Origin of the sequence: Streptomyces sp. NPDC048018 (assembly GCF_043202995.1) — a bacterium.
Taxonomy (GTDB): domain Bacteria; phylum Actinomycetota; class Actinomycetes; order Streptomycetales; family Streptomycetaceae; genus Streptomyces.
Genome location: NZ_JBIDBK010000019.1, coordinates 24341 through 42940 on the forward strand (window position 1 = coordinate 24341; position 18600 = coordinate 42940).

The 18600-nt window shown below is 72.2% G+C and carries 15 protein-coding genes; 9 read left to right on the plus strand and 6 right to left on the minus strand.

Going from position 1 to position 18600, the window contains the following annotated elements:
* Nucleotides 1-24 precede the first annotated feature (24 nt).
* Complete coding sequence (locus ACGF1Z_RS34765; protein ID WP_393010513.1) at nucleotides 25-1107, minus strand: sugar phosphate nucleotidyltransferase; 1083 nt, start codon at nucleotides 1105-1107, stop codon at nucleotides 25-27.
* 113 nt (nucleotides 1108-1220) lie between these two features.
* Nucleotides 1221-2678, minus strand: coding sequence for a peptidoglycan recognition protein (locus tag ACGF1Z_RS34770; RefSeq protein ID WP_393010515.1), 1458 nt, complete (start codon nucleotides 2676-2678; stop codon nucleotides 1221-1223).
* 136 nt (nucleotides 2679-2814) lie between these two features.
* Between ACGF1Z_RS34770 and ACGF1Z_RS34775 the strand changes: the two genes are divergently transcribed.
* From ACGF1Z_RS34775 to ACGF1Z_RS34790, 4 genes are all read left to right on the plus strand, one after another.
* Nucleotides 2815-3570, plus strand: a complete 756-nt coding sequence (locus tag ACGF1Z_RS34775) for a TIGR03089 family protein (RefSeq protein ID WP_393010516.1) — start codon at nucleotides 2815-2817, stop codon at nucleotides 3568-3570.
* 477 nt (nucleotides 3571-4047) lie between these two features.
* The gene (locus tag ACGF1Z_RS34780; protein ID WP_393010518.1) at nucleotides 4048-5193 is read left to right on the plus strand and encodes an LCP family protein; all 1146 of its coding nucleotides are present in this window, start codon (nucleotides 4048-4050) and stop codon (nucleotides 5191-5193) included.
* Between the two features lie 229 nt (nucleotides 5194-5422).
* Nucleotides 5423-7189: an LCP family protein gene (locus ACGF1Z_RS34785; RefSeq protein WP_393010520.1), complete on the plus strand. Its 1767-nt coding sequence runs from the start codon at nucleotides 5423-5425 to the stop codon at nucleotides 7187-7189.
* 332 nt (nucleotides 7190-7521) lie between these two features.
* Nucleotides 7522-8994: an LCP family protein gene (locus ACGF1Z_RS34790; RefSeq protein ID WP_393010522.1), complete on the plus strand. Its 1473-nt coding sequence runs from the start codon at nucleotides 7522-7524 to the stop codon at nucleotides 8992-8994.
* 98 nt (nucleotides 8995-9092) lie between these two features.
* On the opposite strand, the gene ACGF1Z_RS34795 is transcribed toward ACGF1Z_RS34790, so the two are convergent.
* Nucleotides 9093-10121, minus strand: a complete 1029-nt coding sequence (locus ACGF1Z_RS34795; RefSeq protein WP_393010524.1) for a glycosyltransferase family 2 protein — start codon at nucleotides 10119-10121, stop codon at nucleotides 9093-9095.
* Nucleotides 10122-10350: 229 nt separating this feature from the next.
* Between ACGF1Z_RS34795 and ACGF1Z_RS34800 the strand changes: the two genes are divergently transcribed.
* Nucleotides 10351-11718 (plus strand): LCP family protein, encoded by a 1368-nt coding sequence (locus ACGF1Z_RS34800; RefSeq protein WP_393010527.1) that lies wholly within the window; start codon nucleotides 10351-10353, stop codon nucleotides 11716-11718.
* A 196-nt stretch (nucleotides 11719-11914) separates the two neighbouring features.
* Here the strand turns inward: ACGF1Z_RS34800 and ACGF1Z_RS34805 are convergent, their stop codons facing one another.
* Nucleotides 11915-12448, minus strand: coding sequence for an acyl-CoA thioesterase (locus tag ACGF1Z_RS34805; RefSeq protein WP_393010529.1), 534 nt, complete (start codon nucleotides 12446-12448; stop codon nucleotides 11915-11917).
* A gap of 130 nt (nucleotides 12449-12578) precedes the next feature.
* Here ACGF1Z_RS34805 and ACGF1Z_RS34810 point away from each other — a divergent pair, with 130 nt between their 5' ends.
* Nucleotides 12579-13853 (plus strand): LCP family protein, encoded by a 1275-nt coding sequence (locus tag ACGF1Z_RS34810; RefSeq protein WP_393010531.1) that lies wholly within the window; start codon nucleotides 12579-12581, stop codon nucleotides 13851-13853.
* On the opposite strand, the gene ACGF1Z_RS34815 is transcribed toward ACGF1Z_RS34810, so the two are convergent.
* A complete protein-coding gene (locus ACGF1Z_RS34815; RefSeq protein ID WP_393010533.1) occupies nucleotides 13837-15417 on the minus strand; it encodes a hypothetical protein in 1581 nt (526 codons plus the stop codon). The two genes, ACGF1Z_RS34810 and ACGF1Z_RS34815, sit on opposite strands and share 17 nt — an antisense overlap.
* A gap of 215 nt (nucleotides 15418-15632) precedes the next feature.
* Between ACGF1Z_RS34815 and ACGF1Z_RS34820 the strand changes: the two genes are divergently transcribed.
* Genes ACGF1Z_RS34820 through ACGF1Z_RS34830 form a run of 3 tightly spaced genes read left to right on the plus strand, consistent with a single transcriptional unit; the run spans nucleotide 15633 to nucleotide 18436 of the window.
* A complete protein-coding gene (locus ACGF1Z_RS34820; RefSeq protein ID WP_393010535.1) occupies nucleotides 15633-16082 on the plus strand; it encodes a hypothetical protein in 450 nt (149 codons plus the stop codon).
* Nucleotides 16083-16090: 8 nt separating this feature from the next.
* Complete coding sequence (locus ACGF1Z_RS34825) at nucleotides 16091-17902, plus strand: alpha/beta hydrolase (protein ID WP_393010541.1); 1812 nt, start codon at nucleotides 16091-16093, stop codon at nucleotides 17900-17902.
* Entirely contained in the window at nucleotides 17903-18436 is a 534-nt protein-coding gene (locus ACGF1Z_RS34830; protein WP_393010537.1) for a hypothetical protein, read from the plus strand.
* A gap of 69 nt (nucleotides 18437-18505) precedes the next feature.
* Here the strand turns inward: ACGF1Z_RS34830 and ACGF1Z_RS34835 are convergent.
* A partial coding sequence (locus ACGF1Z_RS34835; RefSeq protein WP_132919430.1) for an acyl-CoA dehydrogenase family protein occupies nucleotides 18506-18600 on the minus strand: 95 nt, incomplete at its 5' end.

Genomic DNA, 18600 nt, shown 5'->3' on the forward strand with positions numbered 1-18600 from the left:
GAGCGTAGCCCGCCGCGGCGGGGGCTACTGGTCGGAGGAGAAGCGGACGGCGCCCTGGGGGAGGGTCGCGTCGCACCAGATGCGGACGCCCTCGCGGAGCTCGTTGTCGGGGCCGACGTCCGCCCCGTCCCCGATGACGGCCCCCGTCAGCACCGTGCGCGCGCCGATGCGGGCGCCGGCGCCGATGAGGGAGTCGGTGACGACGGCACCGGCTTCGACGACGGCGTTCGCGAGGACCGTGGAGCCGGAGATGCGCGCGCCGGAGCCGACGACCGCCCCGGCGCCGATCACGGTGCCGCCGCTGAGCTTGGCGTCCGGGGCGACCGTCGCCGTGTCGAGGACGAGGCGGTCGCCGCAGCGGCCGGGGACCGCCGGGGACGGCGCGCGCCCGAGGACGAGGTCGGCGGAGCCGCGGACGAAGGCCTGCGGGGTGCCGAGGTCGAGCCAGTACGTGGAGTCGACCATGCCCTGGAGGTGGGCGCCGGAGGCGAGCAGCTCGGGGAAGGTCTCGCGTTCGACGGAGACCGGCCGGCCGGCCGGGATGGTGTCGATGACCGAGCGGCGGAAGACGTACGCCCCCGCGTTGATCTGGTCGGTGACGATCTCCTCGGGCGTCTGCGGCTTCTCCAGGAAGGCCGTGACCCGGCCGGTGGCGTCGGTCGGGACGAGGCCGAAGGCGCGCGGGTCCTCGACCCGGGTGAGGTGCAGGGAGACGTCGGCGCCGGAGGACTCGTGGGTGGCGACGAGGGCGCGGATGTCCAGGCCGGTGAGGATGTCGCCGTTGAAGATGAGGACCGGGTCCCCTGGTCCCGAGTGGAGCCGCTCGGCGACGTTGCGGATCGCTCCGCCGGTGCCGAGCGGCTCCTCCTCGGTGACGTACTCGATGCTGAGCCCGAGCGCCGAACCGTCGCCGAAGTGCGGTTCGAAGACCTCGGCCAGGTAGGAGGTGGCGAGGACGATGTGCTCCACGCCGGCGGCCCGGGCCCGGGCCAGCTGGTGCGTCAGGAAGGGGACGCCGGCCGCGGGGACCATCGGCTTGGGGGTGTTGACGGTCAGGGGACGCAGCCGGGTGCCTTTGCCACCGACCAGAAGAATCGCTTCGGTCACCTGTCGTCTCTGCTTCCTGTTCGGGTCCGGTCTCATCGCCCGGGGCAGCGCGTTTCGGCCGTCCGTACGATATGACCGGTCAGTTTATGCAGATGGTTGAGTCCATCGCCCCATCAGCGCCTTCCCTGGTACTTCGCGGAGGCCGACCGGGCCGTGCCGAGCTTGTTGTAGAGGCGCCCGCCGGGGCACTCCGTGGCGAAGCCGTCACGGTGACCGGCGATCACGTTGAACCTGACCTTTCTGCCCTTCTTGTAGAGGTTTCCGCCTCCTGACGTGAGATACGTCTTCGCCTTCGGATTCACCCCGTGCAGCCCCAGCTTCCACGCGGTCAGCCGTGCGATGGCGGTCACGGCGGCGGCCGGCGGGCTGGTGGAGCCGTAGCTGCCGAGGACGGCGATGCCCATGCTGTTGGTGTTGAAGCCGAGGGTGTGGGCGCCCATGACCGGCTTGGCCACGCCGCCGGCCCGGCCCTCGTAGATGTTTCCGCACTTGTCGACGGCGAAGTTGTAGCCGATGTCCCGCCAGCCGCTGCTCTTCACGTGGTAGCGGTAGATGCTGCGCAGCACCGAGGGGGCCTGCTTGCAGGTGTAGCGGTTGCCGGTGGCGCTGTGGTGGACGAAGACGGCCTTGATCGTCTTCGTGTACACGAAGCCCTTCTCGCGCAGCTTCTCGTCGGCGCCCCAGCCCTTGCGCGTGATGATCTTCGGGCGCGGGCCGATGTACGGCTTCGCCGCGGCGGCGCGGCTGGTGACGGCGCCGGCCGTGGCGGGAAGCCCGGCCAGGGTCTGGGCCCGGGTCAGGGCGGGGATCACGTCGGCACCGACGGGGGCGAGGTCGGCGTTCACGCGCGCGGCCTCGGTCTGTTCGGCGGTCGCCGGCGCGGCCGCGGCCGTCCAGGCCGCCCGGGTGACCCGGGTCCCCGGCGCGTCCTGCGCCGGTTCGGGGCCCGGGTCGACCAGCTCCAGGCGCAGGCCCGACGGGAGCGGCGCGTCGACGCCCTCGTGCCGCTCGGGGCGCACGCGGATCTCGACGCCGTCCGAGTCGCCGACCCACAGCGGGGCGGTGGAGCCGTGCAGGGCTCCCGAACGGCCCTCCGCCGTACCGGGGTCGGCGCCGTGTTCGTCGTTGTGGGTCTCGACGCCCTGCCAGTCGGACCAGACCCCGTCGGCGGCGGTCCGGGTGCGGACCTCGACGGTGCCCTGCAGCGGGGCGCCGACGTCGTCCCACACCACGCCGAGGAGCGAGAAGGGTCTGACGTCCCGTCGGCCGAGCCCGCGGACGGCCGACGACTCCGCGGGGCCGGAGGAGCGGCCCCGCGGACGGTCCGGGCCGAGGCGTTCGAGCGGCAGCGACTGGGTCGACCCGGCGACGGCGGTGTCGGGCGCGGCGGCCGGCGCCACGGCGACGCCCGGGCTCGCCACGGCGGCCGGGTCGGCGACGGTGGCCGGGTCCGCGACGGCGGGTGCGGCGACGCCCGGGCCCGCACCCGCGGCCGGGGTCGCGAGGGTGAGCGGCAGGGCGAGTGCCGCCGCGCAGGTGACGGCGATCGAGGAGACGAGGTAGGCACGCATGAGCTGATCGTCCGTAGCGGGCGGGCGTTCCGCTCGGTGGGAGCACGCACGGAAACTGACGCCCCGTCGGGCCGACCGGTGGACGGGGTCACCGGTACGGCGGACCGCGCGGACGGGCCCGCGTACCCTTGCCCGCGTGAACGCCAGCGACCGTACCCCCGCCGACCTGCTGCGATCCGCGCTCGCCGCGGACCCGGCCCGCCCCTTGGTCACTTTCTACGACGACGCCACCGGTGAACGCGTGGAATTGTCGGTGGCCACGTTCGCCAATTGGGTGGCGAAGACGGCCAACCTGCTGCAGGGCGAACTGTCCGCATCCCCGGGCGACCGGCTCGCCCTGCTGCTGCCCGCGCACTGGCAGACAGCGGTCTGGCTGCTCGCCTGCTCCTCCGTCGGGGTCACCGCGGAGCTGGGCGGCGACCCGGCCGACGCCGACTACGTCGTCGCGGGACCGGACGGCCTGGAGGCGGGGCTCGCCTGCTCCGGGGACCGGATCGCGCTGTCCCTCGCCCCGCTGGGGCGCCGCTTCCCCGCGCCGCCCGCGGGGTACGCGGACTACGCCGTGGAGGTGCCGAGCCAGGGTGACCGGTTCGCCCCGTTCGTCCCGGTCGATCCGGACGCGCCCGCTCTCGCCGTCGACGGTACGGAACTGACGGGCGCACAGCTCGTCGAGCGCGCCCGCCGGGACGCCGCGGAGCTCGGGCTCGCGCCCGGCGCCCGGCTGCTGTCGGGGCGCTCGTACGACACCTGGCCCGGCGTCTCGGCCGGGCTGTACGCGCCCCTCGCCGCCGGCGGCTCGGTCGTGCTGTGCCGCCACCTCGACCGGCTCGACGCGGACGGCCTGGCCAAGCGGGTCGACAGCGAGCGGGTCACCCGCACGCTCGCGCACTGAGCACCACGGCGGGGCGCGCCCCTCCCCCGGCGCGCCCCGCCTCCCCGCTCCCCCGCGTGCACCACCGCTCCACGCGGCACCCCTCCGCGCACCGCGCCGGCCGGCGGCCCGGCCTCCACCCCCGCTTCCCTCCTGCTCACCCCTGCCGTCGCCCGTCCGGCCGGCACACCCGCCCCGCGGCGCGCCCCGCCGGTGCGAGCCCGCCCGGCGGCGCCCCGATCGCGTGTCCACCCCCGCGGCGCTCCCCCCGGCGGCCCCTTTCCGTGCCCGCCCCGTGGGTCCGCCCGTGGCCGCTCCCACCCGTACGGCCCATCGACGCGCCGCGTAACCCGGCTCCGGGGGCCGACTCCGGTACATGATCGGCCGGGGGGTACCGAGGCCTTCCGCAGAACCAAGCGCCGGAATCGACCGTCTACTTCACCGAGACGACGGCCGCCGGCGTCCCGCAGGCGCCATCGAGGACGGACGGATCCAGACGTGACGGACAACGCAGACCCGCCCGCGGAGCCCGGAGCCGATGGCAAGGGCGTCCGCAAGCGGCACTGGCTGCGCTGGACGGCGCTCGCCGCGGCGGTCCTCGTGCTCGCCGCGGCGGGGGCCGGCTGGTGGCTCTACCGCAAGCTGGACTCCAACATCACCACGGACACGACGGCCGCGGACGAGCTGACCCGGTACGAGAAGGAGCGTCCGTCGCCGGCCGCCAACGCGGCGCGGAACATCCTCCTCATCGGCTCCGACACCCGTGCGGGCGCCGGGAACCGCGCATACGGGAAGGACAAGGGGACCCAGCGATCCGACACCACGATCCTGCTGCACATCTCCGCCGGCGGCTCCAGCGCGACCGCCGTCTCCATCCCACGCGACCTGATGGTGCGGATCCCCAGCTGCACGAAACCGGACAGGACACGCACCAGGGAACAGTTCGCCCAGTTCAACTGGGCCTTCGAGTTCGGCGGTACGGCGTGCACGATCCGCACCCTGGAGAAGCTGACGGGCATCCGGATCGAGCACCACATGGTGATCGACTTCCGGGGCTTCAAGAAGATGGTCGACGCCGTGGACGGGGTGGAGATCTGCCTCAAGGAGCCGATCGACGACGCCGACGCCCATCTGAAGCTGCCCGCGGGACGCCAGGTGCTGCACGGCGAACAGGCGCTCGGCTTCGTACGGGCCCGCAAGTCGCTCGGCAACGGCAGCGACACGGAGCGGATGGACCGGCAGCAGCAGTTCCTCGGCGCCCTGGTCAGCAAGGTGCAGAGCGACGGCGTACTGCTCAACCCGACCAGGCTCTACCCGGTCCTGGACGCGGCCACGAAGTCCATCACGACCGATCCGGGGCTCGACTCGCTGCGCGACCTGTACGACCTGGCGCGCTCGATGCGGGCCGTACCGACCGAGAAGGTGCAGTTCCTGACGGTGCCGCGGCGCCCGTACTCGTACAACGCGAACCGGGACGAACTGGTGCAGCCGGCGGCGGACCAGCTCTTCGCCCGGCTGCGCGCCGACAAGCCGGTGGTCATCCGGCCCGGCGGCAGCGGGGAGCCGGAGACCGCGGGGGACGGCCCGAGCGCCTCCGCGACGCCGTCGTTCGCAGGGCACAACGCGGCGACCGCAAGCTGCTGATGAGTAAAGGAGGGGCCAAGGTGGGGGCGGCACAGGATGAGGTTTGGGCAAATTGCCCAGGTGTAAGGGGCGTGGAATTTGTCACGGACGTCGCCCCACGCTGAACTGGGCGGATAGTGTGACGCGATCCGGTGCACCCGACCGCGTGGTCTCGCACTCAACGGATCGACCGACCGAGCGCCCGAGGGGGAGGCGCCTCGCGTGGCACCGACGGAGGATTCAAGGAACCGTGGACGCGCACAGCCGTGGACGGGCGGACGAGATCGACCCCGCCGACCAGTGGGTGCTCAACCCGCAGACCGGCCATTACGAACTGCGACTGGACCGCTCCGCTGAGCAGTCGCCGCAGGTCGCACCGTCCCACCCGCGCCCCCGCGGCGCCGGCTCGCCTCCCGGCCCGAGAACCAGGTCGGGGCAGGGGCCGGCCGACGGGGGACGCGACCGCGTCACCGAGACCGCGCCGCCCGTGCCGGGGCAGCGCCGCCGGCGCGCCGCCGAGCCGGACGACCGGCCGGCCTCGTCCGGCCGCCGCAAGCGCAGGCCGGAGAAGAAGTCCCGCAAGAAGAAGGTCCTGATGTGGACCGGCGGCACGATGGCCTTCGTGCTCGTGGGCGGCGCCGCCGGCGCGTACGCGCTCTACGAGCACTTCAACAACAACATCAACACCATCGACGTGGCCGGCGGCAGCACCGGCGGCTTCAAGAAGGACGCCGCGTTCAACATCCTGCTCATCGGCACCGACAAGCGGACCGGTGAGGGCAACGGCGGCTACGGCGACAAGAACAGCCCCGGTCACGCCGACACCACGATCCTCTTCCACGTCTCCAAGGACCGGACCAACGCCACGGCGATGTCGATCCCGCGCGACCTGGTCATCGACATCCCCGAGTGCGAGACGAAGCAGCCCGGCGGCAAGGTCAAGACGATCCCCGGCCAGTCGGACACCCGCTTCAACGTGAGCCTCGGCCAGTCCGACCGCGACCCCGGCTGCACCATGCGCACGGTCAAGGAGCTCACCGGCCTGACGGTCGACCACTTCATGATGGCCGACTTCAACGCCGTCAAGGAGATGACGACGGCCGTCGGCGGCGTGAAGGTCTGCCTGGCCAAACCGGTCGACGACCCGAAGTCGCACCTCAAGCTGCCCAAGGGCGAGTCGACGATCCAGGGCGAGCAGGCCCTCGCCTTCGTCCGCACCCGCCACAGCTTCGGCAACGAGAGCGACCTGGACCGCATCAAGGTCCAGCAGCAGTTCCTCAGCTCGATGATCCGGCAGATGAAGTCGGACGACACGCTGACGTCCCCGACCAAGCTGTACGACCTCGCCGACGCCGCCACCAAGGCGCTCACCGTCGACACCGGCATAGGGAGCATCTCCAAGCTCAAGTCCCTCGCGGGCGAGCTGGCCCAGATCGACCCGAAGAACATCACCTTCACCACGCTGCCGGTCATCGACAACCCGGCCGAGCCCCGGCCGGTCACCGTCGTGCCGGACCCGGTGGAAGCGCCGCGGCTCTTCGCGATGATGCAGTCCGACACCTCGCTCACCGAGGTGAAGAAAAAGGAGCAGGACGCCAAGAACGCCCAGGTGCAGGCCCAGGCGAAGCTCCTGCAGGGCGCGCGGTCCACCGCCCAGGAGGTCCGTGTCGACGTCTACAACGGCAGCGGCATGACCGGCGCGGCGCAGAAGACGATCGACTGGCTCCAGAACGAGCACGGCGTGACGCGGTCCAGCAACAGGAGCAACGCCCCCGAGAAGGCGGCCAGGACCACGCTCACCTACGCACCGAACCAGGCCGACCAGGCCCGCAAGCTCGCGGACCTGATGGGCCTGCCCGCCTCGGCTCTCAAGCCGGGCACGCAGGACGCCGGGGAGCGCGAGCCCATGACGCTCGTCCTCGGCGCGGACTTCAAGGGCGCGGGGGTGCCCCTCACCGGACCGGCGAAGGCGCCGGCCGGTGCGCAGACGGCAGACAAGCAGGTGTGCGCCAAGTGACCCGGCTCGACCGGGCCTTGCGCCGCACCTGAATCGACAGGAGACCTGGGGTGGGACAGAGCAGCGTGCGTAGGGGGGAGGGGGCGCGAGAACGCGCCCCGCGCGCCCGCGACTTGGGCTGGGACGAGACTCTCTACGAGGACGGGACCGACAACGGCTCCGGCGGCACGGGCGAGCGGGCGGGCGGCACCGTGCCGCGCGCGCGCCGTGCGGGCGGCGGCTCCGGTGACGGCGGTGACGGCGGTGACGGCGGGGGCCGGCAGAGCCGCAGGCGGGGCGGCGCCCCGCGGCGGCGCGCCAGGAAAGCCGGCAAACGCCGGATACTTCGCTGGGTGGCCGTCACCGTGTCGCTGCTGATACTCGGCACGGCCGGCGCCGGATACCTGTACTACGAGCACCTCAACGGCAACCTCCGCGGCGGCAGCCGCGCGGGCGGCGACAGCGGCGTGAAGAAGACCGCGCCGAACGCGCTGGGCGACACGCCTCTGAACATCCTCCTCATCGGTTCCGACAGCCGCGCCGACGACAAGAACGTCGCCCTGGGCGGCGGCAAGAACGAGCGGGACCGCAAGCCGCTCGCCGACGTGCAGATGCTGTTCCACGTCTCGGCGGACCGGAAGAACGCCTCGATCATCTCGATCCCGCGCGACACCGTCGTCCCGATCCCGAAGTGCCAGGACGGCCAGACGACCTACCCCGCGACCACGACCCGGCCCATCAACGAGACGCTGAGCCGCGGTGGTCCCGGCTGCACCCTGACCACCTGGGAGAAGCTGACCGGGGTCTACATCGACCACTGGATGATGGTCGACTTCGCCGGCGTGGTGTCGATGGCCGACGAGGTCGGCGGCGTCCCGGTCTGCGTGAAGACCGGCGTGTGGGACAAGTCGACCGCCCGGCAGAAGGGCGGCTCGGGTCTGAAGCTGCCCCAGGGCACCACCGAGGTCAAGGGCGAGCAGGCGCTCCAGTGGCTGCGCACCCGGCACGCGTTCGGCAGCGACCAGAACCGCGCCAAGGCCCAGCACATGTACATGAACGGCATGATGAAGCAGCTCCAGGCGCAGAACGCCTGGACGGACACCGGCCGCCTCATGGGTCTCGCGGAGACCGCCACCACGGCCCTCCAGGTCTCCGACGAGATCAAGTCGGTGAAGAAGCTCTTCGACCTGTCGATGCAGCTCAAGAACGTGAAGCTGGACCGCCTCACGACGGCCACCGTCCCGACGGTCGCCTACCCGGGCAATCCCGACGCGTGGCTCCAGCTGGTCCCGTCGGCCGCCGACAAGATGTGGTCGATGCTCCGCGACGACGTGGCCCTCGACAAGAACGGCGACCCCGCCGACGGCAGGAAGCCGGGCGGCTCCACGAAGCCGGCGGCGACCGCCGAGGCGCCCGGGGACCTCAAGGTCACGGTCGTCAACGGCACCGCCGGCGACGGCGAGTCGCCCACCGAGGGCCGCGCCGGCACCATCGCCGAGAAGCTGCGCGGCAAGGGCTTCACACAGGCCGAGTCCTCGCGCGACGCCCAGCCGCGCAAGGACAGCGTGGTGTTCTACCCGAAGGACGCCGGCGACCAGGGCAGGGCGAACGCCCTGTCCGTGGCGCACGCCTTCGGACTGCCCGACGCGGCGGTTCGCGCGGACGCCAAGGCGGAGGGGCTCACGCTGGTGGTGGGCGCGGACTGGCGCGAGGGCTCCACCTACAAGAAGCCGAAGGTGGCGGCCGGTGACCTGCCCGACGGTGCCGACGACAAGACGACCTGCATGGACGTCTACTCGGTCTACCGGTGGGACGGGAAGAGCTGAGCCGCCACGCGTGACCCGCCGGCCGGCGGGTCCGCACGACGCCGACGGCCGGGCCCCTGAGGGGCCCGGCCGTCGGCGTTCCGCAGGTGAGTCCGCGCTCAGACGGTCTCGGCCGTCTCGCCGGCCGTCACCGCCGGGCGCCTGCTCGCGATGACCTTCCTGGCCAGCGAGCGGGGGCTGGTGAGGAAGCCGAAGCCCCAGGACATGTGCATGGTCGCCAGCGCCACCGGGATCTGCAGCCGGGCCTTCAGGGACAGGCCCTTGCCGGCGGGGACGGAGCCCACGGTGATCGCGGCCAGGTAGCCGGCCGGGACCACGAAGCCCAGCGGGGTGACGAACGCGCCCACCACCAGGCCCGCGGCGATCGCGCAGACGGCGGTCGGCGGGGCGAGGTAGCGCAGGTTGATGGAGCCGGCGTGGTACCGGGCCACCACGTGCCGCCACTTGCCGTAGTCCTTGTACTGCTTCGCGAGCGCGCGGACCGAGGGCCGGGGGCGGTACTGCACGCGCAGGTCCGGCGAGAACCAGATCAGGCCGCCCGCCTCGCGGATGCGGAAGTTCAGCTCCCAGTCCTGGGCGCGGATGAACTCCACGTTGTAGCCGCCCTGCCGCTCCAGCGCCTCGCGCCGGAACACGCCCAGGTAGACGGTCTCGGCGGGGCCGGCCGTGCCGCCGGTGTGGAAGGCCGCGTTGCCCACGCCGATCTTCGAGGTCATCGCGGCCGCGACCGCGTCCTCCCAGGCGTTCTCGCCCTCGGCGTGCATGATGCCGCCGACGTTCTGCGCGCCCGTCTCCTCCAGGAGGCGGACGGCGGTGTCGATGTAGTTGGGCGACAGCATGCCGTGGCCGTCGCAGCGCACCACGATCGGGTGGCGCGAGGCCTTGATCGCCGCGTTGAGGGCGGCGGGGGTGCGGCCGGTGGGGTTCGGCACGGTGTGCACGCGGGGGTCCTCGCGGACGAGCTCGGCGGCGATCTCGTCGGTGCGGTCCGTGGACGGGCCGAGCGCGATCACCACCTCCATCTCGCCGGCGTACTCCTGCTCGAGGATGTGACGGACCGCGTTGCGCAGATGCCGCTCCTCGTTGAGGACCGGCATGATCACGGAGACGGGGGGCTTGGCGTTCATCGCGTGCCACGTTACCGCGAACGGGGGACACGGTCGCGCGCCGTCCGCGGTAGTGGGCCCTTGCGATCGTCGTATGGGCCTACGGTGCTCACGGTCCCCCCTGTCGCACCCGCGGAGGTGTCCCCCGGTGCCCACGCCGCCCCGTCCGCCCCGTCCGCCCCGGCCCGCCGCCCGGCGCGCGCCGGTCCGCAGGCGGCCGCGCCACAGAAGGTCACGGTGGGGCACACGGATGGCGACGGCCCTCTCGGTCTGCGTGCTGGCCGCCGGGGGGATCGGGCACGCGGTCGTGACGAGCCTGGACACCGGCATCGACCGGATCGACCCCTTCAAGGACATGAAGAACCGCCCGCAGGCCGGGCACGGCATGAACGTCCTGCTCGTCGGCACCGACGGCCGCGACCGGATCACCGAGGAGGAGCGACGCAGGTACCGGCTCGGCGGCGCGCCCTGCCACTGCACGGACACCGTGATGCTCGTCCACATCTCCGCGGACCGGGACCGGGCGAGCGTCGTGTCGCTGCCCCGCGACTCGTACGCCGAGATGCCGGAGCACACCGACCTCACCACCGGCCGCAGGCACCACGCGCACCCGGTGAAGCTGAACGCGGCGTACGCGGAGGGCGGGCCGGGGCTGACCGTGCGCACCGTCGAGTCGATGACCGGGGTGAAGATCGACCACTACCTGGAGGTCGACTTCACCAGCTTCATGAAGACGGTCGACGCGGTCGGCGGGGTGGAGATCTGCACCACCAAGCCGCTGAAGGACTCCTACACCGGGCTGGACCTGGCGGCCGGACCGCACGAGCTCGACGGCGGGCAGGCGCTGCAGTACGTCCGCGCCCGCCATGTCGACGGGGCCGCCGACATCGGGCGCATGCAGCGCCAGCAGAAGTTCCTGGCGGCGCTGATCGACCGGGTCACCGGCGGCGGGGTGCTGCTCAACCCGGTGCGGTTCCGGGAGGTCGCGACGACGATGCTGGGCTCGGTGCGGGCGGACCAGGGCTTCGGGACGGAGCAGATGCTGTCGCTCGCGAAGGCGATGCGGGGCTTCGGGCCGTCCTCGTCGGAGTTCGTGTCGGTGCCGCTCGGCGACGTGAGCTTCCCCGTGAAGGGCATCGGCTCGACGGTGAAGTGGGACGCGGCGAAGGCGCAGAGGCTGTTCCAGTCGCTGCGCGAGGACCGCCCGCTCTCCCCCGCGCCGCCGGCCGCCCCCAAGGGGCCGCGGCCGGTCGACGTGGACGTCGCGCCGAAGACGATCCGGGTCCAGGTCTACAACGGGACCCGCACGGACGGGCTGGGCGGCCGGGTCGACGCGGCGCTGCGCGGTGTGGGCTTCGACACGACGCGGGCGCCGCGGACCGGGGCCGGACAGGAGACCCCGCACACCGTCGTCTCCTACGACCCGCGCTGGGACCGCTCGGCGAAGTCCCTGGCGGCGGCCCTGCCGGGCGCCGAGCTGAAGCCCGTACCGGGCCAGGGCGGGACCCTGAGGGTGACGGTGGGATCCGACTACAGGGGGGTCGCTCCGGTGCGGGAGCGGGAGCGCCAGTCGGGCCAGTTCGAGGCGGTGCGGGGAGACCAGGTGGTGTGCCCGTAGGGTCGCCCGGCGGTTCGGTCCTGAGCGCCCCGTCTCCGGGGAGCTCGCGGCCCGGTACGCCCCGTCTGCGGGGAGCTCGCGGCCCGGTCCTTCTCGTCTGCGGGGAGCTCGCGGCCCGGTCCCTCTCGTCTCCTCGGGCGCCCTCGGCCCGGCCCTCGCCGCTCCGGCGGCCGCCGTGGCCCGGGCGATCGCCGTCCTACTCCTCGTAGCCCTCGGCCGCGCGGCGCTCGCGGAGATCCAGGATCGCGCGTCGGCGGGCCAGGCGGTGGGTGCGGCGGATCTGGGCTTCCTGGTAACGGCGCTTGTCGCGCTCCGTCTCGGGCATGACCGGCGGGACGGGGCGGGGCTTGCCGTCGGCGTCGACGGCCGCGAAGACGAGGTAGGCGGAGCCGACCTGGGTGGCGGGCGTGGACTCGTTCCAGCGCTCCGCCATGACCCGGACGCCGACCTCCATGGAGGACCGGCCGGTCCAGTTGACCTGGGCCTTCACGTGCAGCAGGTCGCCGACCCGCACCGGCTCCAGGAAGGCCATCTCGTCCATGGAGGCGGTGACCGCGGGACCGCCCGAGTGCCGGCCCGCGACCGCGCCCGCGGCGTCGTCCACCAGCTTCATGATCACGCCGCCGTGCACCGTGCCGAGCAGGTTGGTGTCGTGGCTGGTCATGATGTGGCTCAGCGTGGTGCGGGACGCCGAGGTGGGCTTGCCCGGGATGTCGCCCTGATCTGTCATGCCGTCTACCTTATGCCCGGCTGACCGGGGGTCCCCGCACGGTCCCCTTTGCATCAGCTTGGCAACAGCGCCGACCCGATTCCTCACCCGCCCTGTCGGCCCAGGTGGGCCGGACGGCACACTGGTCCGCATGAATGACTGGCCCGACGCCCAGCCCGAGGGACCCCGCCGGATGCGCCACGTGCAGCGCCCCCAGGTCCCGCCGCAGCAGCCGCAGCAGCCCTACCGGCAGCAGCGGCAGCAGCAGTACGGCCAGGGCCAGGGCTACGACCAGGGCTACGACCCGAGCTTCACCCAGGCCCAGGGCAGCGGCTACGACTCCGGCTACAGCAGCGGCCAGGTCTACGGCGGCCCGCAGGGCGGGGGCCACGGGACCGTTCCCCCGCAGTACGACCCCCGCTCGGCGGGCGGCGGGCGGCCCGCGCCCGACTGGCGGCGCCGGATCAAGATCGGTTCGATCGTCCTGGCCGTCGCCGTGGTCGGCTGGGGCGTCGGCACGTACGCCTGGGCCAGCTCGCAGATGCGCAACGAGGTCGACCTCGGCAAGGTGATCGAGCGCCCGTCCGAGGGCGACTGCACCACCTACCTGATCGTCGGCTCCGACAGCCGTGAGGGCATGACGGCCGAGGAGAAGAAGAAGCTGCACACCGGCTCCGCCGAGGGCAAGCGGACCGACTCGATGATGATCCTCGCGGCCTGCTCCAGCGGGAACACGATGATCTCCCTGCCGCGTGACTCGTGGGTGACGATCCCGTCCTTCGTGGGCTCGGAGTCCGGCAAGAAGTACGAGGCCCGCGGCGGCTCCAAGCTGAACGCCGCCTACGCGATGGACGGCCCGGAGCTGCTGGTCCGCACGGTCGAGTTCAACACCGGCCTGCGCATCGACCACTACGCGGAGATCGGCTTCGCCGGCTTCGCGGGCATCGTCGACGCCCTCGGCGGTGTCGAGATGAACATCGAGAAGGGCTTCAAGGACAAGAAATCCGGGGCGAACTTCCAGCCCGGCACCCAGACGCTCGACGGCGAGCAGGCCCTGGCCTTCGTGCGGACCCGCTACGCCTTCGCCGAGTCGGACCTGGCGCGGACCAAGAACCAGCAGAAGTTCCTGTCCGCCCTGGCCAACCAGGCGGCGACGCCGGGCACGATCCTCAACCCCTTCAAGCTGTACCCGACCCTGGGCGCGGGCCTGGACACGCTCATCGTGGACAAGGACATGTCGCTCTACGACCTCGGGAAGATGTTCTTCGCGATGAAGGGCATCAGCGGCGGCGACGGCAGGTCGATGAACATGCCGATCAACGGCAGCGCGCCGCAGAACTCCCTGAAGTGGGACATGCCGAAGGTGAAGCAGCTGGTCGAGCAGATCCGCAACGACGAGCCGGTCACCGTCACCGCGGACCGCTGACGGGCGCCCGCCGGACGGCACCCGCCGGCGGTCGTCCCCGGTCGAGCACCTCGTAGAGCACCCGGCCGTCCGGCCCCCTCCGCACCTCGCGCAGGGCCGGGTCCCCGGCCGGGAGTCCGCCCCGCGACGGGCGCTGGAGCACCCATCTCACGTGATACCTGCGCAGCACCGCGAGGCGTTCCGCCCGCGGGGTGCCGGGGGCGAAGTAGCGGGCCGTGTCGACGGCGCGCCGCCTCTCGTCGGGCAGGAAGAAGTCCGGGTACCCGGCCGCGACCGTGTAGCCGCCGTACGCGGGCAGCGTGCAGGCGGCCCGCCGGTCGCCGGTCATGAAGACGTCGCCGTACGCGGCGTCGCGCATCGCCCAGCCGACCGGCTGCCACACCTTCCAGGCGTCGCCGGCGACCGCCCTCGGCAGCGCGTCGCCCCGCAGGACGAAGGTGAGCGCGTCCCGCTGCGCCCAGAGTCCCACCGCGAGGGCGGCGGTCAGGACGACGGCGAAGGCTCCGCGCAGGCGGCGGGCGCCGCGGTCCAGGACGCAGAGCGCGGCGGCGAGTTGCGCGGGCATGACGATCGCGGGCTCGGTACGGCCCAGGGACCACTTGTCGAGGACGGCGCCGGCGCCCACCGTGAGCAGGCCGAGCAGGAACCAGACCACGAGCGGGTCGCGGCGGTCGCGGCGGAACCGTGCGGCGAGGGCGAGCAGTCCGAGCGGGACGAGGGTGAACCGCGCCAGGGCGTGCCGGTAGAGCGGCTGGTGGATCTCCTCCAGGCCGTCCGTCCCGAGCAGCGCGAAGAACGAGTAGTACGGCCAGAGGGCGAGGACCGCGAGGCCGACGGCGAGCGCGGTGGCGATCCGCAGCGCGCCGGCCCGGGTGGGCCGGCCGGGTGCCGCGACGAGGACCCCGAGGACGCCGAAGGTGAGGACGACGCCCGTGAACTGGTGACTGAGCATCAGGACGGCCCACAGCAGGCCCAGCCCGGCGTACGGGGCGAAGCCCGCCCCGCCGGGCCGGCGCAGCACCCGGGCGAGCAGCGCGAGCAGGTGGAAGCCCAGACCGGTGGCGAAGGTGCTCGGGTACGAGGCGTTTGCCGACAGGGACGTCAGGCCGAGGAAGCCGCTCCAGACGAACGGGCGCACGCCCCACAGGAGCAGCAGGCACAGCACGGCGAGCAGCGGCGCCGCCGGGTGCGTGCTGAGGGTGCGCACGAACCGCCGTACACCGGTGACCAGCACGACCAGGCCGACGACGGCGGCGCAGCGCAGCACGTCGAAGGTGTCGAGGCCGGTCGCCTTCGCGAACACCGCGAGACCCACCGTCCACGGCGAGTAGTAGGGGCTGTCCGTGGGTGAGTCGACCATCGGGTTGCCCGGGTGGAACAGGTCGTGCCGCAGGCGTTCGACCGTCGCGGCGTGCACGCCCATGTCGCCGATCCACGGCAGCCGCACGACCATCGGCACGGCGCCGGCGGCGAGCAGCAGGGCCGCCCCGCGCAGCGCGGCGAGGAGCCGGTCCGGGGCGAACGGCCGCGCCGGTGCGCGGAGCGGGGCGGACTCGCCGGTCATCGGTGGTGGCCTTACTGCCGGTTGGGCGGATACGGGTGCGGTCGTCCCGGAACGCCCGGGCCGACGGCCCGTGACACACCGTACCGCCGGGGGCTTTTGCGGTAGCGATCCGTCCGCACGTTCGCAGGAGGTTTGATTTCGGCCGTCGTTGCCGGGGAGGATGGCGTCTCGGCCCGGGGGCGCCCGGGAACGGGGAACACGGGGAGGTTTCACGGATGCCGTGGGACGAATGGGAGCAACTCAAGACCGAGGTGGCGCAGCGCCAGGCCACCTCGATGCGGCTGAACCAGCTGGCGCCCGAACCGGGCGGGGGCGGGGCCTCCGAGGACCTGAAGACGGACAAACGGGCCTGGGTGAAGGCCGGCGAGGGCGTCACGGGCCTGAAGGAGGGGGTCAGCAAGGCGCTGACGGCCCTCGACTCCGGCCAGGCGGGCCTCGGTGACGACAAGGGGATCCAGAGCGCGGCGGCGCAGAAGGAGCTCTACGAATCCTGGAAGAAGTACGTCGGCGACGTCAACGCCCGCTGTGACGCGCTGGGCGGCCTCCTGCAGACGTCCGGTCACGACTTGACGAAGCCCGACGAGTCGCTCGTCGGGGACCTCGGCGCCCTCGCCGCGAAGTACGCGGACACCGAGGCCGTCGGCGGCCAGGCGAAGGAGAAGTGACCGCGGCCATGGACCTGGAGACCCTGAAGGCCTTCAAGCAGGCCGAGTACGAGGAGGCCGCCGACGGCTACCGGAGCGTCGGGGAGGCGGCGAGCGCGGCCAAGGACACGATCGACAACCAGATCTCCTCGGGCATCCGCGCCCAGCTGGAGGGCAAGGCGGCCACGGCCGCGCTGGGCGAGCTGAAGGAGCTGTCGAAGAACTTCCACTACGCGCAGACCGAGTGCGGTCTCGTCAGCACCGCGCTGAACGGTTTCGCCTTCGACATGGGGGCGGCCAAGCGCAAGCTGGACGCGGCGATCGCCGACGCCCACGCCGCCAACTGCACCGTGCATCCGAACGGCTCGGTCGGCTTCCCGCCCGGCTCGAAGCCCGGCGCGGAGAAGGTGGAGGACGGCGGCACGGTGACCGGCAGCGCCGGGATGGACGACCCCACGGCGAACGCCCTGGAGCGCCAGGCCATCAACATCCACCCGAACCCGAACTACGGCAAGGCCATCGGGTTCGCGAACCGGATCGCCGACGCGCTGAAGGAGGCGACGGAGGCCGACGCGAAGTGGGCGCCGAAGCTGCGCGCGCTGAAGGCCGACGACGACCTGAAGGTCACCGACCGGGACTGGGCCGACGCGCAGTCGGACATGGGCGGGGTGAAGGACGCGGGCAGCAGCTATCTGAACTCGCTGCCGCAGCCGCCCAAGGACGGCAGCCCGCAGGACAACGCGAACTGGTGGAAGGGGCTCACCCCGGAGCAGCAGGAGGCCTGGCAGTCCCTCAGGCCCGAGGCGGTGGGCGCCCTCGACGGGCTGCCGTCCACGGTGCGCGACGAGGCCAACCGCGTGGTCCTCGCGGAGAAGCACGGGCAGTACCAGATGGAACTGGACTCCATCCCGAAGCCGCCCGCCAACGAGTGGACGTGGATCACCGCCGGCATGTACCCGTCGAAGGTGCACACCGACGAGTGGATGGAGTGGCACAACAAGTACGGGGACCGGTACGAGCAGCTCAACAAGTCCCTGCAGGGCATGAACGCCATTCAGGACCGCTTCGACAGGACGGGGATCAAGGGCCTGCCCGAGGCGTACCTGCTGGGCTTCAACCCGGAGAAGAACGGCCGGGCGATCGTCGCCAACGGCAATCCGGACACGGCCGACCACCAGGCGATCTACGTGCCGGGCACGACGTCGAACCTGGGCAGCGTCGGCGGCGACATCGGCCGGATGGAGAACCTGTGGCGTGTGGCCAACGGTCAGAACAACGGCTCGGTCTCCACGATCACCTGGCTCGGCTACGACGCCCCGCAGGACATCGTCAAGGACTCGCCGTTCAGTCACTACGCCAATGACGGCGCCCCGGCGTACAACCGCTTCCTCGACGGCCTCGACGCGTCGCGCGCGGTCGACTCGGACCCGCACCGCACCGCGATCGGGCACTCGTACGGCACGACCCTCATCGGCTCGGCGGCCCGGCAGGGCGACCTCAACGCGGACGACGTGATCGTCGCCGGCAGCCCCGGTGTGCAGGTGCCCAAGGCGGAGCAGATGGACGTCCCCAAGGGACACGTCTGGAACGAGGAGGCCGACGGGGACCCGGTCCCGGACATCGGCCGGTTCGGCCACGGCGGGACCGACTGGGACGGTCCGTGGACGATTCCCAGCGACCAGCGATTCGGCGCCAACCAGCTGCAGACGGACACCCACGGCCACAGCGACTACTGGAAGGAAGGCACGGAAAGCCTCCGGAACCAGGGTCTGGTCGTCGCGGGCAAGGGTGATGATGCGACCCTGAAGCCGCCGCCGAACCCCACGCCAGGAGTGCGCTAGATGAAGATCAAGTGGAGCGCGTCCGCGCTCCTCGTGCCCCTCGCCCTCACGATCCTCACGGGATGCAGCATGACTGACGCCGATGGCTCCGAGAGCCTCCCCTCCGCCGGCACGGCCACCACGCACCAGGCCGCGGACCAGGCGGAGAAGATCTCCAGCGAGCTCTACGACCTGATCGGGCTCAAGGGATCGGCGACGGAGCCCGGGCCCGGCGTGGCCGAGTGCTCGGGCAAGGACCCGGAGAAGTACTTCACCGTGTTCCACGCGTGGACCTTCACGCCCGCGTCGCCCGACCAGCTCGGCGGTGTGATGGAGCGGCTCAAGGCGGAGATGCCCAAGCGCGGCTGGAAGATCGTCGAGTACGGGCCCGACGCCAGCAAGAACAAGAACCTGACCATCACGGCCGACAACGACGCCAAGAAGTACAGCGTCAAGATCGCCCACTTCGCCCGGGACGCCAAGCCCAATCTGAACCTGTTCCTCACCTCGGGCTGCTACCAGGTGCCGGAGGGCGAGAAGGTCGAGCGCTTCTGAGCGCGGCGCCCCCCGACGCGGGTCGGCCCCCGGCATCACGCCGGGGGCCGTCCTTTTCCCGTGGGGGGATTACGGGAGGTTGCGGGCCATGACGATGCGCTGGACCTGGTTGGTGCCCTCGTAGATCTGGGTGATCTTGGCGTCGCGCATCATGCGCTCGACGG

What these genes read in the sequence shown, in the direction of transcription:
- ACGF1Z_RS34815 (WP_393010533.1), bottom strand. Translation starts at nt 15,417, where the DNA reads ATGACCGGCGAGTCCGCCCCGCTCCGCGCACCGGCGCGGCCGTTCGCC.
- ACGF1Z_RS34820 (WP_393010535.1), top strand. Translation starts at nt 15,633, where the DNA reads ATGCCGTGGGACGAATGGGAGCAACTCAAGACCGAGGTGGCGCAGCGC.
- ACGF1Z_RS34825 (WP_393010541.1), top strand. Translation starts at nt 16,091, where the DNA reads ATGGACCTGGAGACCCTGAAGGCCTTCAAGCAGGCCGAGTACGAGGAG.
- ACGF1Z_RS34800 (WP_393010527.1), top strand. Translation starts at nt 10,351, where the DNA reads ATGGCGACGGCCCTCTCGGTCTGCGTGCTGGCCGCCGGGGGGATCGGG.
- ACGF1Z_RS34805 (WP_393010529.1), bottom strand. Translation starts at nt 12,448, where the DNA reads ATGACAGATCAGGGCGACATCCCGGGCAAGCCCACCTCGGCGTCCCGC.
- ACGF1Z_RS34770 (WP_393010515.1), bottom strand. Translation starts at nt 2,678, where the DNA reads ATGCGTGCCTACCTCGTCTCCTCGATCGCCGTCACCTGCGCGGCGGCA.
- ACGF1Z_RS34830 (WP_393010537.1), top strand. Translation starts at nt 17,903, where the DNA reads ATGAAGATCAAGTGGAGCGCGTCCGCGCTCCTCGTGCCCCTCGCCCTC.
- ACGF1Z_RS34810 (WP_393010531.1), top strand. Translation starts at nt 12,579, where the DNA reads ATGAATGACTGGCCCGACGCCCAGCCCGAGGGACCCCGCCGGATGCGC.
- ACGF1Z_RS34795 (WP_393010524.1), bottom strand. Translation starts at nt 10,121, where the DNA reads ATGAACGCCAAGCCCCCCGTCTCCGTGATCATGCCGGTCCTCAACGAG.